15 protein-coding genes are annotated in these 17,479 nt (G+C 70.6%); 8 read left to right on the top strand and 7 right to left on the bottom strand.

Translation table 11 applies throughout. The features are described 5' to 3' along the window. The first annotated feature begins 59 nt into the window (after positions 1-59). Both AB0F88_RS33775 and AB0F88_RS33770 read left to right on the top strand, forming a co-directional pair. On the top strand, positions 60-581 hold the full coding sequence (locus AB0F88_RS33775; protein ID WP_362693576.1) for a sigma-70 family RNA polymerase sigma factor: 522 nt from the start codon (positions 60-62) through the stop codon (positions 579-581). Further along, a complete protein-coding gene (locus AB0F88_RS33770; protein ID WP_362693573.1) occupies positions 578-1,030 on the top strand; it encodes a hypothetical protein in 453 nt (150 codons plus the stop codon). The genes AB0F88_RS33775 and AB0F88_RS33770 overlap by 4 nt, the downstream gene beginning before the upstream one ends. Here the strand turns inward: AB0F88_RS33770 and AB0F88_RS33765 are convergent. Then, the gene (locus AB0F88_RS33765; protein ID WP_362693570.1) at positions 972-2,411 is read right to left on the bottom strand and encodes a hypothetical protein; all 1,440 of its coding nucleotides are present in this window, start codon (positions 2,409-2,411) and stop codon (positions 972-974) included. The two genes, AB0F88_RS33770 and AB0F88_RS33765, sit on opposite strands and share 59 nt — an antisense overlap. 149 nt (positions 2,412-2,560) lie before the next feature. Between AB0F88_RS33765 and AB0F88_RS33760 the strand changes: the two genes are divergently transcribed. Together AB0F88_RS33760 and AB0F88_RS33755 are read left to right on the top strand one after the other, a co-directional pair. Beyond that, the gene (locus AB0F88_RS33760; protein WP_362693567.1) at positions 2,561-3,217 is read left to right on the top strand and encodes a response regulator transcription factor; all 657 of its coding nucleotides are present in this window, start codon (positions 2,561-2,563) and stop codon (positions 3,215-3,217) included. Positions 3,218-3,219: 2 nt separating this feature from the next. Then, positions 3,220-4,368, top strand: coding sequence for a HAMP domain-containing sensor histidine kinase (locus AB0F88_RS33755; RefSeq protein WP_362693564.1), 1,149 nt, complete (start codon positions 3,220-3,222; stop codon positions 4,366-4,368). Positions 4,369-4,461: 93 nt separating this feature from the next. On the opposite strand, the gene AB0F88_RS33750 is transcribed toward AB0F88_RS33755, so the two are convergent. Beyond that, a complete protein-coding gene (locus tag AB0F88_RS33750) occupies positions 4,462-5,085 on the bottom strand; it encodes a superoxide dismutase family protein (protein WP_362693560.1) in 624 nt (207 codons plus the stop codon). A 228-nt stretch (positions 5,086-5,313) separates the two neighbouring features. Then, positions 5,314-7,167: a translational GTPase TypA gene (typA, locus tag AB0F88_RS33745; protein WP_362693557.1), complete on the bottom strand. Its 1,854-nt coding sequence runs from the start codon at positions 7,165-7,167 to the stop codon at positions 5,314-5,316. A 250-nt stretch (positions 7,168-7,417) separates the two neighbouring features. On the opposite strand from typA, the gene AB0F88_RS33740 reads away from it, so the two are divergent. The 3 genes from AB0F88_RS33740 to AB0F88_RS33730 all read left to right on the top strand — a co-directional run bounded on the left by AB0F88_RS33740 (position 7,418) and on the right by AB0F88_RS33730 (position 11,568). Next, complete coding sequence (locus tag AB0F88_RS33740; protein WP_362693554.1) at positions 7,418-8,176, top strand: alpha/beta fold hydrolase; 759 nt, start codon at positions 7,418-7,420, stop codon at positions 8,174-8,176. Between the two features lie 75 nt (positions 8,177-8,251). Beyond that, positions 8,252-10,294, top strand: a complete 2,043-nt coding sequence (gene pta, locus AB0F88_RS33735; protein WP_362693551.1) for a phosphate acetyltransferase — start codon at positions 8,252-8,254, stop codon at positions 10,292-10,294. Next, positions 10,291-11,568 (top strand): acetate kinase, encoded by a 1,278-nt coding sequence (locus AB0F88_RS33730; protein ID WP_362693548.1) that lies wholly within the window; start codon positions 10,291-10,293, stop codon positions 11,566-11,568. Before pta ends, AB0F88_RS33730 begins: the two co-directional genes overlap by 4 nt. A gap of 217 nt (positions 11,569-11,785) precedes the next feature. Here AB0F88_RS33730 and AB0F88_RS33725 read toward each other — a convergent pair whose 3' ends face one another. Continuing rightward, the gene (locus AB0F88_RS33725) at positions 11,786-13,219 is read right to left on the bottom strand and encodes an aldehyde dehydrogenase (protein WP_362693545.1); all 1,434 of its coding nucleotides are present in this window, start codon (positions 13,217-13,219) and stop codon (positions 11,786-11,788) included. Positions 13,220-13,725: 506 nt separating this feature from the next. Here AB0F88_RS33725 and AB0F88_RS33720 point away from each other — a divergent pair. Beyond that, a complete protein-coding gene (locus AB0F88_RS33720; RefSeq protein ID WP_362693542.1) occupies positions 13,726-14,613 on the top strand; it encodes a hypothetical protein in 888 nt (295 codons plus the stop codon). Between the two features lie 44 nt (positions 14,614-14,657). On the opposite strand, the gene AB0F88_RS33715 is transcribed toward AB0F88_RS33720, so the two are convergent. The 3 genes from AB0F88_RS33715 to AB0F88_RS33705 are packed head-to-tail and all read right to left on the bottom strand — an operon-like array spanning position 14,658 to position 17,423. Then, a complete protein-coding gene (locus AB0F88_RS33715; RefSeq protein ID WP_362693539.1) occupies positions 14,658-15,881 on the bottom strand; it encodes a tyrosine-type recombinase/integrase in 1,224 nt (407 codons plus the stop codon). Beyond that, on the bottom strand, positions 15,878-16,054 hold the full coding sequence (locus AB0F88_RS33710; protein WP_350976569.1) for a helix-turn-helix domain-containing protein: 177 nt from the start codon (positions 16,052-16,054) through the stop codon (positions 15,878-15,880). The genes AB0F88_RS33715 and AB0F88_RS33710 overlap by 4 nt, the downstream gene beginning before the upstream one ends. Beyond that, on the bottom strand, positions 16,041-17,423 hold the full coding sequence (locus AB0F88_RS33705; RefSeq protein WP_362693536.1) for a replication initiator: 1,383 nt from the start codon (positions 17,421-17,423) through the stop codon (positions 16,041-16,043). The genes AB0F88_RS33710 and AB0F88_RS33705 overlap by 14 nt, the downstream gene beginning before the upstream one ends. Positions 17,424-17,479: the final 56 nt, after the last annotated feature.

Genomic DNA, 17,479 nt, shown 5'->3' with positions numbered 1-17,479 from the left:
CGGAAGAGGCGTGAACCCGCGGGGCCCGTTTCCCGACTGTCCTGAGCGAGGAGGACAGGGTGACTGACGAACTGCTGGTGGTCCGGTGCCGGCTCGGTGAGCGCGAGGCGTTCGCCGAGCTGGTGAGGACCTGGCACGACCCGGTGTGGAACTACGTACGGCGCATGCTGGGGCCCTCGCGGGCCGACGACGTGGCCCAGGAGGTCTGGGTGGCCGTGGTGCGCGGGCTGCCGCGCCTGAAGGAGGCTGAGAGGTTCGCGCCCTGGCTGTTCACGATCGCCAGGCGCGCGGTGGCCGACCGGCTCCGCGAGGAGTACGCCAGGCCCGAGGTCCCGGCGGAGGAGGAGCGGGTGTCCGCCGACCCCGCCGACGCCCTCGTGGACCGCGCCGGCCTGCTCGCGGGCCTGTCGGGGCTGCCGGTCAGGGAGCGGGAGGTCCTCGTGCTGTTCTACCTGCAGGACCTCTCCCTGGAGGACTGCGCGCAGATCTGCGCCGTCCCCGTCGGCACGGTCAAGTCGCGCCTGTCCCGCGCGCGGCGCATGCTGCGCGACCAGCTCACGGAGAGGGGATACCAAAGATGAACCCCGATGACATGATCGGCAGGCTGTCGGGCCCGCTGTCGCTGCGCCGCCGGATCGGCAACGTCGTGGCACTGCTCGGCGGCCTGGGCGGGGCGCTGTTCATCGGCCTGCTGTGGGCCACCGAGCCCGCCCTGCCGGGCCGTACGCACCTGGCCTTCGGCGCGCTGGTCGCGCTCGGCCTCGCCTGGGCCGGTTACGGGGCCTGGGCGCTGACCCGCAGGACGCCGCTGTTCGCTCTGGACCGGGTGATCGCCGCCTGGCTGGCGGTGGCCGCGATGGGCCTGCTGACGGCGGGGACGGCCGTGGTCGCGGCCACCAGGGGCACCTGGGCGGGTACGGCGGGGGTCGCCGTCGCCGCGACGCTGGCCGTGCTCGCGGTGACCCTCCTGCTCAGGGCCCGTGCCGACCGGGCCGCCCTGCTGCGGCGCAAGCACGAGCTCGGCGGCTGAGGCCCGCCACGGCCAGGGCCGCCGCGAGGCAGGCCAGGGGGATCGAGGGCAGCACGTAGCGGTGGTCGAAGTCCAGCACGGCGACCGGGGCGAGCAGCAGGAAGACGGCCGCCGCCCACGGCAGCAGGGCCGGGCGCCGTCGCCCGACGGCTCCGAGGCCGCCGAGCAGCAGGAGCGCGCCGAGCAGCGGGCCGTGCAGGACGCCGGGGTAGGCGTACGAGCCCAGGAGGCTCCCGTACGGCTCGACCGACGACATCCCCCGGATGTCGCCGTCGTACTCGCGGCGCACCTGGTCGATCAGCGGGAAGGCGGGCAGCGGCCAGGAGCCGACGGGGAACGTCAGGGCGGGGGAGACACGCAGGGGGTGGCGGACCGGGGTCGGCGCGAAGGTGAGCGCGGTGTCGCGGGCGACCTCGCGGAGGTAGTCCAGCGGCTGCGCGGCGATGGCGCGCAGCGCGAAGGACCTGGCCAGGTCGTTGTGGGCGAACCGGCCCCCCGGCAACCTGTTGAGCGAGGCGCCGGGAGCCCAGACGTACTCGGAGGCGGCGTCGACGACGGTGCCGTTCGGGCAGAGAACCGCCTCCCGGGCCGGTGGCCTGATCACCGAGCAGTCGGCGAACGTCATCGTGCGGGCCCACAGCGCCACGCCGTCGGAACCGCTGAGCGCGAACCGTCCGTGGTGCTGCTGGTACCAGGTCCCGTACGCGGCCAGCGGCAGCAGCCCGGCGACGGCCAGCGCCACCACCCGCCGCCGGCCGGCCCGTCGCAGGAGCAGGTGGAGCAGGACCAGCCCGAGCAGTGGCACCGCGACCGTGCGGGTGAGCCCGGCCAGTGCCAGCAGCAGGCCCGTCACGGCGACCGCCCGCGCCGACGGCACGGCCCGCCACATCAGTACCGTCAGGGCGCCGGTGATGAGGAAGATGAGCTGGGTGTCGGAGAGCACGGCGTGTTCGAGCCTGAGGAAGGCGGGGTTGAACAGCACGGGCAGGGTCGCCAGGGTCGCTCCCCACCAGGGAAGCGAGTGGCGGCGCAGCACCAGGTAGATCATCAGGCCCGTGCCGAGGCCCATGGCGTGCTGGACGCCCGCGACGAGTTCCACGCTGTGGAAGGGCAGCAGCAGCCGCAGCAGGAAGGGGTACCCGGCCGGGTGGAACGCGCCGGAGGGTGCCAGGTGGACGGCCGTGTTCAGGTAGGTGAAGGAGTCGTACCAGTAGAGCTGGGCGGTGTCGTAGCCGAGCATGACGAGGACACGGAGCCCCGCCGCCAGGACGATCACGACGACGAACGGCCGGTGACCGCCGAGGGCGCGGAGCCGGTCGCGCGGCCCGCTCCCCTCGGGCAGGGCGGGCAGGGTCCGGACTCCGCCGGGTGAGATGAGCATGGATGGTCCCCCGTTCCGAGGCCGGGAGATTCCCGGCACGGTGGGAGCAGTCCAGCGATCGACCGATAACCTTGCCGTCACCGAATTCGGTTACACCCGCGTTATGCCGTCTGTGGAACGCTGACGCGATTCGGAGCAAGGGGGGCGTCTTGCGGGTGTTGGTCGTCGAGGACGAGGTGATGCTCGCCGACTCGATCGCGGAAGGGCTGCGCGGGGAGGCGTTCGCCGTCGACGTCGCCTACGACGGGGAGGCCGCGCTGGAACGGCTGCGGCTCCACGAGTACGACGTGCTCGTCCTGGACCGGGACCTGCCGGGCGTGCACGGTGACGACGTGTGCAGGGCCGTGGTCGCCGAGGGGGCACTCGTGCGGATCATCATGCTCACCGCGTCGGGCGACGTGCGCTCACGGGTGGCGGGCCTGTCCCTCGGCGCCGACGACTACCTGCCCAAGCCGTTCGCGTTCGAGGAGCTGACGGCCCGCGTGCACGCGCTGGGCCGCCGGGTGCGGCCCGCCGACCCGCCGTTGCTGGAGCGGGCGGGCATCAGCCTGGACCGGGCGCACCGGCAGGTGTTCCGCGACGGGCGCTACGTGCCGCTCGCCCGTAAGGAGTTCGGCGTGCTGGCCGAGCTGCTGCGCGCCGGTGGGGCGGTGGTCTCCAGCGAGAGGCTGCTGGAGAAGGTGTGGGACGAGCACACCGACCCGTTCACCAACACCGTGAGGACGACGATGATGAAGTTGCGCCGCAAGATCGGCGAACCGGCGGTCATCGAGACCGTCACGGGAGTGGGATACCGCATTCCATGAGGATGAGCGTTCGTTTCCGGTTCGCCGTCGCCTGCGGCACGGTGGTCCTCTACCTCGGCGTCATCATGGTCGCGGGACTCGCCTTCCTCGTACGGCAGAGCCTGGAGCCCCGCGACGGGTTGCGGCATCCCCGGTACATGCAGGTGGCGGGCATCTACTACGGCCCGGAAGATCACGAGTACCGGGTGGCGGAGCAGCGGGTCGCGCAGGTCAGGCGCGTCTACCAGGCCGACACGATCAGCAACGTCCTCACCGTGGGCGGCTTCGCGGTGATCGTGGCCGCCGGGGTCGCGGCGGCGACCGGCTGGCGGGCGGCGGGCTGGACGCTCCGCCCCGTCAGGGAGGTCACCGCGAGCGCGCGGTACGTCGCCCAGAGCCACGACCTCACCGGGCGCATCACCTACGACGGGTCGGACGACGAGTTCAAGGAGCTCGCCGGCATCGTCGACACCATCCTCGCCCGCCTGGCCCGCTCCTTCGACGGCCAGCGGCGCTTCGTCGCCAACGCCTCCCACGAGTTGCGCACCCCGCTCACCATCAACCGCACCCTGGTGGACGTGGCGGTCCGGCGGCCCGACGCGACCGAGGACGTCAGGCGGCTCGGCGAGTCCCTGCTGCTGGTCAACACGCGCCACGAGAGGCTGATCGACGGCCTGCTCGCGCTGACCGAGGGGGAGCAGGCGGTCCTCGACCGCCGTCCCTTCGACCTGACCGACGTGGTCGAGCACGTGCTCGACCTGGCGGGCAAGGAGGCGGAGGAGCGCGAGGTGACCATCCACCGGCTGCTGGACCCCGCGCCGACCGCCGGTGAGCCGGTGCTGGTCGAAAGGCTCGTGCAGAACCTCGTGGAGAACGCGATCCGGCACAACCACGGCGGCGGCCAGGTGTGGGTGTCCACCCGGCAGCGCGCCGACCGGGTGGAACTGGTGGTGGCGAACACCGGATTGCCCGTCCCGCCCTACGAGATCGAAACGATCTTCGAGCCGTTCCGGCGGCTCCACGGGGACCGGCTGCGCTCCGATCGCGGCAGTGGCCTGGGGTTGTCGATCGTCCGGGTCGTCGCCGAGGCCCACGGCGGCACCGTGACCGCGAGCTCCCGCGAGGAGGGCGGTCTGACGATCACCATCGAGCTGCCGCGCGAGAGCCCCTGACGCCCGGCCGCCGGGTGCCCGCGGGGAGCACCGGTTCCTGTCGAGCCGCCGCGCGAGAGCCCTTGACGCCCGGCCGCCGGGTGTCCAGGGGGATCACGGGTTCCTGGTGATCACACCGCAGGCGATGCGCCCGCCGGAGTCTCCGGCCTTGAGGGTCTCCGCGTCCGGGCCTGCGCCGCCGGGGTGGCGGTAGCGGTCGGGGATGTTGGAGTGGTTGTCCGGCAGGGCGTGGACGACGATGGAACTGCCGTCGGCGTCGAAGAGCTGTCCCACCTGGAAGCGGTCGGTCACGACGGTCGTCTCGCCGGTGCCGTCGGCGGCGACGAGGAGGTTGGGCAGGTCGCCGGAGTGCCCGCTGTGCTTGACCGGCGGGATGGTGAAGTGCGCGCCCGCGCTGGCGAAGGGGCTGCGGGTGACCGGGTCGATCGCCCGGGGGTCGCAGACGCCCTTCATGTGGACGTGGAAGCCGTGGTAGCCGGGCCGCAGGCCGCGGACGGTGACCGCGAGCCTGGACTTGCCGCCCGGCTGCTGGTCGATGCGCAGGGAGCCGACGTTCTTCCCGGCCGCGTCCTTGATGACGGCCTCGGCCGACGCCTGGGGCGCCGGCGACGCCGGCCCCGGAAACCGCGATGTCGCCTGGGCGGCCGGGACGGTGCCGGCTCCGGCCGCCACCGTCCCGAGCGCGACGGCCAGGGCGAGACAGGTTCTGTGAAGCATGAGAGATCCCCCCGTACGAGTCCTGGGCTCCCCGCGGTGACGGGGAGCGGCCAGTACAGGGTTCCTACCCCAGGTGGGGGCGGCTACCGGGGGCACCACGCCGTCTCACCGGGCAAAGCCGTGCCGTACGGGCCGGCCGCGCCGGACGAGGAAGCCGTACGGGACGAGACCGTCCCGCCGGGTGTGCCCGGCGGGACGGTGTGGATCGACGTGGAGCGGTGCCGAGGGTCAGTTGGTCCGCTTGGCGCGGGCGGTGGTCCGGGCGCGCGTCGAGGCGTCGAGGACGACCTTGCGGATGCGCACGTTCTCCGGGGTGATCTCCACGCACTCGTCCTCGCGGATGAACTCCAGCGCCTGCTCCAGCGAGAGCTGGCGCGGCGGGATCAGCGTCTCCGTCGTGTCGCTCGTCGAGGAGCGCATGTTGGTGAGCTTCTTCTCCTTGGTGATGTTCACGTCCATGTCGTCGGAGCGCGAGTTCTCACCAACGATCATGCCCTCGTAGACCTCGGTGGTCGGCTGGACGAACAGGACGCCGCGCTCCTGCAGGTTCAGCATGGCGAACGGGGTCACCGGGCCGGGCCGGTCGGCGACCAGCGAGCCGTTGTTGCGGGTGCGCAGCTCGCCGAACCACGGCTCGTAGTCCTCGAACACGTGGTTCACGATGCCGGTGCCGCGGGTCTCGGTCAGGAACTCGGTCCGGAAGCCGATCAGGCCGCGGGCCGGGACCACGAACTCCATGCGGATCCAGCCGGTGCCGTGGTTGGTCATGTGCTCCATGCGGCCCTTACGGACCGCGAGCAGCTGGGTGATCGCCCCCAGGTACTCCTCGGGGCAGTCGATGGTCACCCGCTCGACCGGCTCGTGGACCTTGCCGTCGATGACCTTGGTGACGACCTGCGGCTTGCCGACGGTCAGCTCGTAGCCCTCGCGGCGCATCTGCTCGACCAGGATGGCCAGCGCCAGCTCGCCACGGCCCTGGACCTCCCACGCGTCGGGACGGTCGGTCGGCAGGACGCGCAGCGACACGTTGCCGACGAGCTCCTTGTCGAGCCGGTCCTTGACCATGCGGGCGGTGACCTTGGAACCCTTGACCCTGCCGACCAGCGGCGAGGTGTTGGTGCCGACGGTCATGGAGATCGCGGGCTCGTCGACCGTGATGAGGGGCAGCGGGCGCGGGTCCTCGGGGTCGGCGAGGGTCTCGCCGATCATGATGTCCGGGATGCCGGCGATCGCGATGATGTCGCCGGGCCCCGCCTCCTCGGCGGGCTTGCGCTCCAGCGCGTCGGTCATCAGCAGCTCGGTGATCTTCACCCGCTGGATGCTGCCGTCGGTGCGGCACCAGGCGACCTGCTGGCCCTTCTTGATGGTGCCCTGGTGGACGCGGCAGAGCGCGATCCTGCCCAGGTAGGACGAGGCGTCAAGGTTGGTGACGTGCGCCTGCAGCGGGGCCGTCGGGTCGTACACCGGGGCCGGGATCGTGTTCTTGATGACCTCGAACAGCGGCTCCAGGTCCTCGGAGTCCGGCATCCCGGCGTCCTCGGGACGGTTGAGCGAGGCGCGTCCGGCCTTGGCCGAGGCGTAGACGATCGGGAAGTCGATCTGCTCCTCGGTGGCGTCCAGGTCGATGAAGAGCTCGTAGACCTCGTCCACGACCTCCTTGATCCGGGCGTCGGGGCGGTCGACCTTGTTGATGCACAGGATGACCGGCATCTTCGCGGCGAACGCCTTGCGCAGCACGAACCGGGTCTGCGGCAGCGGCCCCTCGGAGGCGTCGACCAGCAGCACGACGCCGTCGACCATGGACAGGCCCCGCTCGACCTCACCGCCGAAGTCGGCGTGGCCGGGGGTGTCGATGATGTTGAGCGTCATGCCGCCGTGCTTGACGGCGGTGTTCTTCGCGAGAATGGTGATCCCCTTCTCGCGTTCGAGGTCGTTGGAGTCCATGACGCGGTCGTCCACGTCCTGGTTGACGCGGAAGGCGCCCGACTGCCAGAGCATGGCATCCACGAGAGTGGTCTTGCCGTGGTCGACGTGCGCGATGATCGCGATGTTCCGCAGGTCGTCGCGGCTGTTCAAAGGCATGATGGAGTCTCACTCTGTGATCGTGGAGGCTGGCCGCGGACTGTGCGGCCTTCCCATTTTAGTTGATCCGGACAATCGCTCTCACGCCTCCGGCAGATGAAGTGCGCCAATTCACCCTCCGGACACCTCTCCGGCCCTCCCGACGGGGGCCCGATGACGACCCGTGGCAGGTACGGCGGACCGGGCCGCGGCAGGGCCACAGGCACTCCCTAAGCTCGGATCCATGCCTCTCGCACCGTCGTTTCCCGTAATGCTGAAAACCCGGGACAACCTGCGGATAGACGCCGCCCACACCCCCTCGCGCGGCGCGGACGACCTCGGGATCGTCCTGGCCCACGGGTTCACCGGATCGCTCAGGGAACGCGCCACGCGCCGCATCGCCCACGTGCTCAGCGGGTTCGGCGGGGTGGTGGCGTTCGACTTCAGGGGACACGGCCGCTCGGGAGGCCGGTCGACCGTGGGAGACCTGGAGATCCTCGACGTGGACGCGGCGGTACGGCACGCGCGGACGGTCGGCTACCGCAGAATCGTGACCGTCGGGTTCTCCATGGGCGGGGCGGTGGCCGTGCGGCACGCGGGGGTGATGGGCGGCCCGGACGCGGTGGTGTCGGTGAGCGCCCCCGCGCGCTGGTACTACCGGGGGACCAGGCCGATGCGCCAGGTGCACTGGGCGATCGAGCGGCCGATGGGACGGCTGGCCGCGCGGCTGGGCAAGCGCACCCGGATCATGAAGGGCGTGTGGGACCCGCTGCCGCTGGCGCCGTACGAGGCGGCCGCGAAGATCTCGCCGGTGCCGCTCCTGGTCGTGCACGGCGACGCGGACCGGTTCTTCCCCCTCGACCACGCGTACCAGATCTACGAGGCCGCCGACGAGCCGAAGGAGCTGTGGATCGAGCCCGGCTTCGGCCACGCGGAGTCGGCGGCCACCCCGGAGCTGGTCCGCCGCATCGGGAGATGGGCCGCGGCCCGTTCCGGTCACCCGGAAGATGTCTATCCTCGGGAAGATTGACCGTATGCCTGGTGAGGATCGACCTGATGGCGATGCCGATGTGACGGCGGCGGGCAGCGGCGAGGGAAGGGACACATGCGGAGCATCTACGTTGCGGGTCTTGGGCGGGGAGACGGCAGGCAGATCGTCGAGCTCGGCCTGATGGAGCTGCTGACCGGGCGGGCCGACCGCACGGGGGTCTTCCGGCCGATCACCGGGGGCGGCGAGGACCGCACCCTGGAGCTGCTCAAGGCCAGATACCGCCCCGCCGCCGCGGCGACCGGGGTGACCGCCGAGGACGCCGCGGAGATCTACGCCGAGCGGGGCGCCGAGGAGCTCATCGGCCGCCTGGTCGCCCGCTTCCACACCCTGGAGCGCGAGTGCGACGCCCTGCTGGTGCTCGGCAGCTCCTTCGACACCGACGACCTGCCGCGCGAGCTGGCCTTCAACGCCCGCCTGGCCGCCGAGTTCGGCGCACCGGTGATCGTGGTGGTGGGCGCGCACGGCGACGACGCCGAGGAGATCGCGACGGAGATGCGCACCGGCTACCAGGTCTTCTCCGACCTGGGTTGCACGGTGCTCGCCGTGATCGCCAACCGGGTCCCCGAGGGCACGGTCATCGAGTGCGACCTGCCGGTGCCCTGCTACGCCGTGCCCGAGCACCCGTCGCTGTCGGCGCCGACCGTCGGGCAGGTCATGCGGGCGGTGGACGCCGAGCTGATCCAGGGCGAGGACGGCCTGTCGCGCGACGTGCTCGGGTTCGTGTTCGGCGGCGCCACGCTCCCGGTGTTCCTGGAGCACCTCGTCGACGGCGCGCTCGTGATCACGCCGGGCGACCGCGCGGACCTGCTGCTGGTCTCGCTGGCCGTCGAGGCGGCCGGTACGGCGAGACCGGCCGGGGTCGTCCTCACCGTGGGGGAGAGGCCCAGCGAGGCCGTACGGGAGCTCACGGCCCGTCTGGCGCCCGGCGTGCCGGTGCTCGCGGCCGAGGCGGACAGCTTCACCGTGGCGACCACCCTGGCCGGGCTGGAGGGAAGGCTCACCGTCGACAACCCGCGCAAGATCGCGACGGCCCTCGGTCACTTCGAGGCGCACGTGGACGCGGCCGGTCTGGCCGACAGGATCGAGCTGACCCGCTCCGAGCGGGTCACCCCGATGATGTTCGAGCACACCCTGCTGGAGCGGGCGCGGGCCGACCGGCGGCACATCGTGCTGCCGGAGGGCGAGGACGACCGCATCCTGCGGGCGGCCGACATCCTCCTGCGGCGCGGCATCGTCGACATCACCCTCCTCGGCAGGGAGGACGTGGTGCGGCGGCGGATCGGCGACCTCGGCCTCGACCTGTCGGGCGTGACCGTCGCCGACCCGCTCACCTCGCCGCTGCGGGAGTCGTTCGCCGAGGAGTACGCCAAGCTGAGGGCGCACAAGGGCATGACCGCCGAGCTGGCCCTGGACGTGGTCGCCGACGTCAACTTCTTCGGCACGATGATGCTGCACCGGGGTCTGGTGCACGGCATGGTCTCCGGGGCCGCGCACACCACGGCCGCCACGATCCTGCCCGCCTTCCAGATCATCAAGACGGTTCCCGACACCTCGATCGTCTCCTCGGTGTTCTTCATGTGCCTGGCCGACCGGGTCCTCGTCTACGGCGACTGCGCGATCAACCCCGACCCCGACGCCGAGATGCTCGCCGACATCGCGATCTCCTCGGCCCGCACGGCGAAGCGGTTCGGCGTCGAACCGAGGATCGCGATGCTGTCCTACTCCACCGGCGAGTCGGGCAGCGGCGCCGACGTCGACAAGGTCCGCGCCGCCACCGCCCTGGTCGCCGAGCGGGCGCCCGACCTGCTGGTCGAGGGGCCCGTCCAGTACGACGCGGCGGTGGACGCCAGGGTCGCGGCCGCCAAGCTGCCCGGGTCACAGGTCGCCGGCCGGGCGACCGTGCTGATCTTCCCCGACCTGAACACCGGCAACAACACCTACAAGGCCGTGCAGCGCTCGGCCGGTGCCGTCGCGGTCGGGCCGGTCCTGCAGGGGCTGCGCAGGCCGGTCAACGACCTGTCGCGCGGAGCCCTGGTCACCGACATCGTGAGTACCGTCGCCATCACCGCCGTACAGGCGCAGGAGGTCACACCTTGAGCGAGCGAGGCGCGCGGACGGCCGGGTTCCCCGGACGGAGCGGTGACCCGGGCGGCCTGGCAGGCCCGGGCGGCCCGGGCGACCTGGGCCGGGAGAGCGGTCCGGCCCGGGACGGGGAGCCCGGCGGGGGGAGCCTTCCCGGCCGGGTGCTGGTCCTCAACTCCGGGTCCTCCTCGCTGAAGTACCGGCTCCTGTCCGGCGCCGAGCGGCTGGCCTCGGGAACGGTGGAGCGCATCGGCGAGCCCGGCTCCCCGGCACCCGACCACCGGGCGGCACTGGAGACCGTCGCGGCCCGGCTGGCCGCCGGCGGCCTGGGGCTCGACTCCCCCGAGCTCACCGCGATCGGGCACCGGGTGGTGCACGGGGGCACGGCCTTCACCCGGCCCACGCTGATCACCGACGAGGTGGTCAGGGGGATCGAGGAGCTCGTCCCCCTCGCGCCCCTGCACAACCCCGCCAACCTGGCGGGCATCGAGGTCGCCCGGCGGCTACGCCCCGACCTGCCGCAGGTCGCCGTCTTCGACACCGCCTTCCACGCCACGATCCCCCCGGCCGCCTCGACGTACGCGATCGACCGCGAGGTGGCCGCGCGGCTGGGGGTGCGGCGCTACGGCTTCCACGGCACCTCACACGCGTACGTCTCCCGCCAGGCCGCCCTCCTCGCGGGCGGGCCCGAGGCCAACGTGATCGTCCTGCACCTCGGCAACGGGGCCAGCGCCTCGGCGGTGTCCGCCGGGCGGTGCGTGGACACGTCCATGGGCATGACCCCGCTGGAGGGCCTCGTCATGGGGACCCGCAGCGGCGACCTGGACCCGGCGGTGGTCCTCTACCTGGCGCGTACGGGAGGCATGTCCCTCGACGAGATCGACGCGCTGCTCAACCGCCGCAGCGGCATGCTCGGCCTCTGCGGCGACAACGACATGCGCGCGGTGACCGAACGGGTGGCCGGGGGCGACCCGGACGCCGAACTGGCCCTGTCGGTCTACTGCCACCGGCTCCGCAAGTACGTCGGCGCCTACTACGCCGTCCTCGGCACGGTCGACGTCATTGCCTTCACCGGCGGCGTCGGGGAGAATTCCGCCCTGGTCAGGGAGAGGACGCTGGCCGGTCTCGGGGCGCTCGGCATCGCCGTGGACCCGGTACGCAACGCGCGGGGCGACACGCTCGTCTCCGCCGACGGCGGGGCCGTGAAGATCGCGGTGATCCCCACGGACGAGGAGTTCGAGATCGCCCGGCAAACTCTTTCCGTCGTTTCCCGAACCAATCGCGGATAAAAGACGTCTACCACGACAGCGGATGAATGAGATCCGCCGGGAGAAGTCCGCGGGACCCGAACCATCGCTCGGCGCTCGTCGTGGGACATACTTCTTGTGGTCGGACGGTCGCCCAGCGTCGCGGGGGTGCGCTGGGCGGTCCGTCCGGCGGTGTGCCGGTACGGCTCGTCACGAGCCGTACCGGCACACCTGAGGCTCGACCCGCTCGCGGAGCGCCTCAGCCCAGGCGGGCGATCGACTTGTACTCCAGGTAGGACGACAGTCCCTCCGGGCCCAGCTCGCGGCCGAGACCGCTGCCCTTGAAGCCGCCGAAGGGCGAGCTGTTCTCGATCATGAAGAGGTTGACGCCGTAGGTGCCGGCGCGCACCTGGCGGGCGACGTCCATGCCGTGCTCGGTGTCGGCGGTCCACACCGTCCCGGCCAGGCCGTAGTCGCTGTCGTTGGCGATCCGGATCGCGTCCCTCTCGTCCTCGTACGGGATCACCGCCAGGACCGGGCCGAAGATCTCCTCGCGGGCGATGCGCATCTCGTTGGTGGCTCCCGCGAAGACGGTCGGGGCCACGTACCAGCCGCGGTCGTAGGGGCGCTCCAGGCCGCCGACGACCGGCTTGGCGCCCTCGTCGATGCCGATCTTGATATAGCCCTCGACCCGCTCCTGCTGCCGCTTGGCGACCATCGGGCCGATGCCGGTCGCCGGGTCGGCCGGGTCGCCGACCTGCATGCCCCGTACCATCGCCGAGACCGCGTCCACGACCTCGTCGTAGCGGTTGCGCGAGGCCAGGATGCGGGTCTGGGCGACGCAGGCCTGGCCGTTGTTCATCAGCGAGGCGATCGACAGGAAGCCCATCGCGGAGGGCAGGTCGCAGTCGTCCAGGATGATCGCCGCGGACTTGCCGCCCAGCTCCAGGGTGCAGCGCTTGAGCTGCTCGCCGCAGATCGCCGCGATGCGCCGCCCGGCGGCGGTGGAACCGGTGAAGGCGACCTTGTCCACGTCCGGGTGGGAGATCAGGTGCTCGCTCGTCTCGCGCCCGGCGGCGACGATGTTGACGACGCCGTCGGGGATGCCCGCCTCCTTGACCATCTCGGCCAGCAGGTAGGAGTCGAGCGGGGTCTCGGGCGCGGGCTTGACCACGATCGTGCACCCCGCGACGAGGGCCGGGGCCAGCTTGATCATGATGACGAACTGCGGGACGTTCCACGGGACCACGGCGGCGACCACGCCCACCGGCTCGCGGCGGACGGTCACGGTGCCGAAGGTGCCGGGGCGCTCCTCCTCGACGGGGAAGGTCTTGCCCAGCTCGGCGTAGTACTGGAGCATGCCGAGCGGCTGCGGCGCCTGCGCCAGCTGGGAGAAGGTGATCGGAGAGCCCATCTCCAGGGTGATGAGCTCGGCCATCTCGCCCTGGCGGGCCGCGTAGATCTCGGCGAGCCTGCCGACGACGGCCGCGCGCTCGGCCATCGTCATCCGGGGCCACGGACCGTGGTCGAACGCCTGGCGGGCGGCTGCCACCGCCCGGTCCATGTCGGCGGGGGTGCCGTCGGGAACCCGGCCGACGACCTCCTCGGTATGAGGGGAGACGACGTCGATGATGCCGGTCCCGGCGGGGGCCACCCAGTCGCCTCCGATGAAGAGCGTGTCGTGCTGGCGCATGATGTGTTGCCTCCTGGTGGGCGGGCCAGAGTCGCGATTCTCGGACGGTTTCATCCGCTGGGCAGGGCGCCACGCGCCCCACCGTTGCTTGAGACCGAATCATGTTCTGTCGCTGATGACAAGGGTGGCCGGCGTCTTCGTGTCTCGATCCGGGACGTCTTCGCGCCTTGGGTTGAGATACCCCCGGGTCTTGGGCTGAGACGTCTTCGCGCCTTGGGCCGAGACGTCTTCATGCTGTGAGGTGAGACGCCCTCGTGCCGTGAGCCCGGGATGTCTTCGGCTCGCGAGTGGAGTGGTGCGTTCTGTGCGAGGATTCTCCAGAGTGACAGGAGTGACATGTACCGCAGTAGTTGGTTAAATCACCCTAAAGAGGTTGATAGTTCACCAATGGTGCGCGGGTTCCTTCGTTCCGGTGGCGAGCTTCAAGATCGTCTTCTATAGTTTCGCTCCGTCCATGAGGGGGCTCCGGAGGTGAGCGAAGCGTGAGGCCGACTCGCGCAGCCGCATTGGCTGCCGCACTCACCGTGCTACTCCTGTCGCCCGCCGTCGCCGGGGCCGCCCCCCTCCAGGTCGCCAAACCCAGCCCCGAGGCCGAGCTCAAGAAGCTGACCCAAGAGGCGGCGGCCATCAACAAGAGCTATCGCGGCCAGGTGCAGAGCCTGGAGGAGACCCGGGTCCAGGCCAGCAAGGCCACGACCAACGCCAAGGGCCTCAGGCGCGCCCTGGCCAACGCCGAGACCGACGTCGTGCGCTTCGCCCAGACCACCTACATGGGCGGCGCCCTCGACGACGGCAACCTGTTGAGCTTCCAGGGTGACGCCAACCTGGCCCTCGGCCAGGCCGCGACCATGTCCTACCTGGCCAGTCGCCGCGCCACCCAGCTCAACCGGGTCAAGGACCTCATCAAGAAGGCCAAGGCCGCGGAGAAGTCCGCCGACACGAAGATCGTCAAACTCAAGAAGGACATCGCCGACCTCAAACGGCAGCGGGTCAGGATCGAGAAGCTCCTGGCCAAGTACGGCTTCCAGACCCCCTCGGGCAGCGGCGGCCTGACCCCCCGCACGATCACCATGCGCAACCTCGTGCTGCAGACCTTTCCCATGCCGTACGGCTACGGCTGCCTGCGCCCCGGCGACCCCGGCGACCACGGCAGCGGCCGGGCCTGCGACTTCATGATGAGCTCCGGCGGCAGCGTCCCCGCGGAGGACGCCCTGGACCGCGGCAACCGCCTCGCCCAGTGGGCCATCGACAACGGCAACCGCCTCGGAGTCATGTACATCATCTGGCAGCAGAAGTACTACGACGTCCGCACCGGCGCCGGCTGGAAGATGATGTCCAACCGAGGCGGCAACACCGCCAACCACATCGACCACGTCCACATCTCGATGTTCTGAGCTGCCAGGCTCCTGACCTGCGGTGATCTCGTTCGGTGGGACTCTCAGGGCACATCCAGGGCACATCGGCCCGTCGCCCACGCGTCCTCGATGACCTGCCTCATGCGGTCCTCGCTGGACGGCATCAAGTGCGTGTAGGTCCGCAGGGTGAACCCGGGGTCGGCGTGCCCGAGGAAGTCGGCCACGGCCTTGATGGACACGCCTCGCTCCAGGAGCACCGAGGCGAAGTGGTGGCGGAGCATGTGGAAGCCGTTCTCGCGAGTCGTCGGGATGCCCGCTTTGATCAGGGTCGGCTTCCAGACGAAGCGGTTGAACTCGGTCCGGTTGATCAGGCTGTGCAGCCTGGTCGTGAAGATCAGCTCTGCCGAGTGCGGCGGTCCTTCCAGCATTCGCCAGGGCAACGTGATCTCGACCGGCGGAAAAGCCAGTTGGTGATCGGAGAGACGCAGGGCAAGGCTTTCCGGCAGGGGAACGTCACGAACCTTGCCGCCCTTGGGCGGGGCGAAGAGCATCTGACGGTCCTTCAGCATCTTGACCTGCCGCCGTACGTGGACGACTCCGGCCGCTAGGTCGATGTCCTCGACGGCCAGGCCGAACGCCTCACCTTGACGCAGCCCGAGCGTCGCAGCCGCCTGGACCATGACCTCGTAACGTCGTGCGACGGCACCGGCGGCGGTCTTCACCTGCTCCACCGACCACGGCGTGATCTTCTTGGACTCTGCTCTCGGCGGTTTCACCGATCCCGCGTGACAGGGGTTCTTGGGGATCACCCCGTCATCCACGGCAGCATTCAAGAGCGCGGACAGGTGAGCGAAGACGGTCCGGACGTAGTTCGGGGCGAGCTTCTTCTGAAGACCGCGCAACCATGCCTGAAGAAGGCTGGGACGCAGTGCCCGCAGTTCCCTCTCCCCGAGGATGGGATAGACGTGGAGCCGTAGACGGATCTCCACCAGCTCGTACGACGACCGGTCGAAGGTCTGGGCCTCAAGCCAGTTCTCGCCGTACTCTCTGACCGTGATCTTTCCGGCGTTCGGGTCGATGTAGGTCCCGCGGTTCAGCTCGTTCGTGATCTGCGCGTCGAACGCCTCCGCGCAGGTGTTCGCGTCCTGGCCAGCCTTCTTGGCGAAGTTCCTCTTGCGCTGGCTTCCAGACTCATCGCGCCAGCGCACCTGCCAGCGGTCGCCGACGCCGTATTCGGAGCTGCGGACTTTCTTCGTGGTGCCGTCGGGCTGTTTCACCATCTTGTGCCAGCGGTCGTAGACGGTCACGGCTGCCTCCGCACCCAAGCCACGACGTCTTCCGGCAGGTAGCGAACGTGACGGCCGACCTTGTGACTCTCCGGACCGGTGCCGAGGTGACGCCACTGGTAGAGCGTGGCGACAGGTACTCGCAGGAAGCGCGACGCTTCGGCCACGCCCCAGAGGCTGTCATCGAGGGTCATGCGGCCCCCAGGGATGCGACGTACCGGTGAGAGCGCTCACCAGAAGTGCGTCACCGACGGAGAACCCCTTGCCCGCGTACTCCCAGTTGGTGATCACGATGACGGTGTCCTCGTCGAAGAGGGGCAGGCGTCCGGTGGTGATCTCTTCGGTGCGGGCGAAGTCGCGGCGTTCGTCGCGGATGGAGCCAATGGTGATGGAGTAGTGGCGCGAGCGGGTGGAGAAGTGGCCGCGGAAGCCCAGCATGTGGGACCAGTGGGTAAGGCGGAGGTCGGCCAGTTCGTCGAGGGCGCCCAGGCGCTGGCATTCGGCGATGAGGCGGCGGGGGTGGTCGCGGAGGTTGAAGGCGGCCAGGTCGTCGAGGGGGTTGATGCGTCGGTCGAGGGCGCCGACGCATTCGGCGGCTTTGGTGGCGTACTTGGCGATGTAGCCGGCCACGGCCTGGTCGGAGAGTTCGCCGTCCATGGTGATCTGGCGGATGTCGAGTTGCTGTCCCCAGCGCAGGATGCGCGCGGGTTCGTCGCCTGCCGCAGGGACAGTTACGGTCACCGCTCGGACGGCGTGTTGTATGGCGTGCGTCAGCATCTCCGCCGTCGCCCAGGCTGGAGGCGGTGAGCTGGGTCCGTCCGACCCGTCGAGGCGGATGACCGCGTGGAAGTGGACGACACCGCGTTTCTGGTACTCGGCGACTTTGGCGAAGGAGATTGTCAGGCGCTCGCGCAGCTCCCGTAGGGTCAGGCCAGCCGTCTTGGCGACGCGTCGCCGCAGAGCGTCGGTGAAGCGCTGCCAGAGCTTCGGGGAGACCGCGTTGAACAGCACCGATCCCGTGTACTCGTAGCAGTCCGGGCAGAGCGGCTCACCGAGACACGATTCGTCGGCGCCGTGTCGGGCGGTGCAGGACATGACGCGCCCGTGCGGGCAGGTCTGCGCGTCGCGGCGGGCGTGACAGGGCAGGGTCTTGCCGTTCTTCTCTCGCCGGGTGTGGACGACGCCGAATGACGGGGCGGTCAAGGTGATGAACAGGCACGGGTGTGCGGTCACCGAGGTCGGGACGCCCTTGCCGCCGACCAGGCCCGCGCGGATCAGTTGGTAGGTGTCGGCGCGGTAGACCTCGGCGCAGGCCGGGCAGCGGGAGGCGCGACGGGTCTTGCACGGCAGGTGCAGGACCCCGTCGGGTTCGGTGGCGGTGGTGTAGCGGTGCAGGAGTCGGCCGGTGGCGCGGTCGACGTGCAGGACGCGGCCCCGCATGTGGATGGGCTGGCGACAGCCGCCGGTGGCGCGGAGCCGGGCGGCCCAGCGGGGATACTTCGGATCGTTCAGGCGGGTGATCATGCCTGCGATCGCGTGCGTGTCGGGGCGTGTTGTGGGCAAGATGGTCTCCTCCTTTCACTCGTTGGGTGAGGGGGATGGCCCCCGACCTGGCAGGC

The sequence above is a fragment of the Streptosporangium sp. NPDC023963 genome (genome assembly GCF_040639135.1).
Lineage (GTDB): Bacteria > Actinomycetota > Actinomycetes > Streptosporangiales > Streptosporangiaceae > Streptosporangium.
Note: the sequence above shows the minus strand (reverse complement) of the source record. Positions and strands in the feature narration are given on the sequence as shown.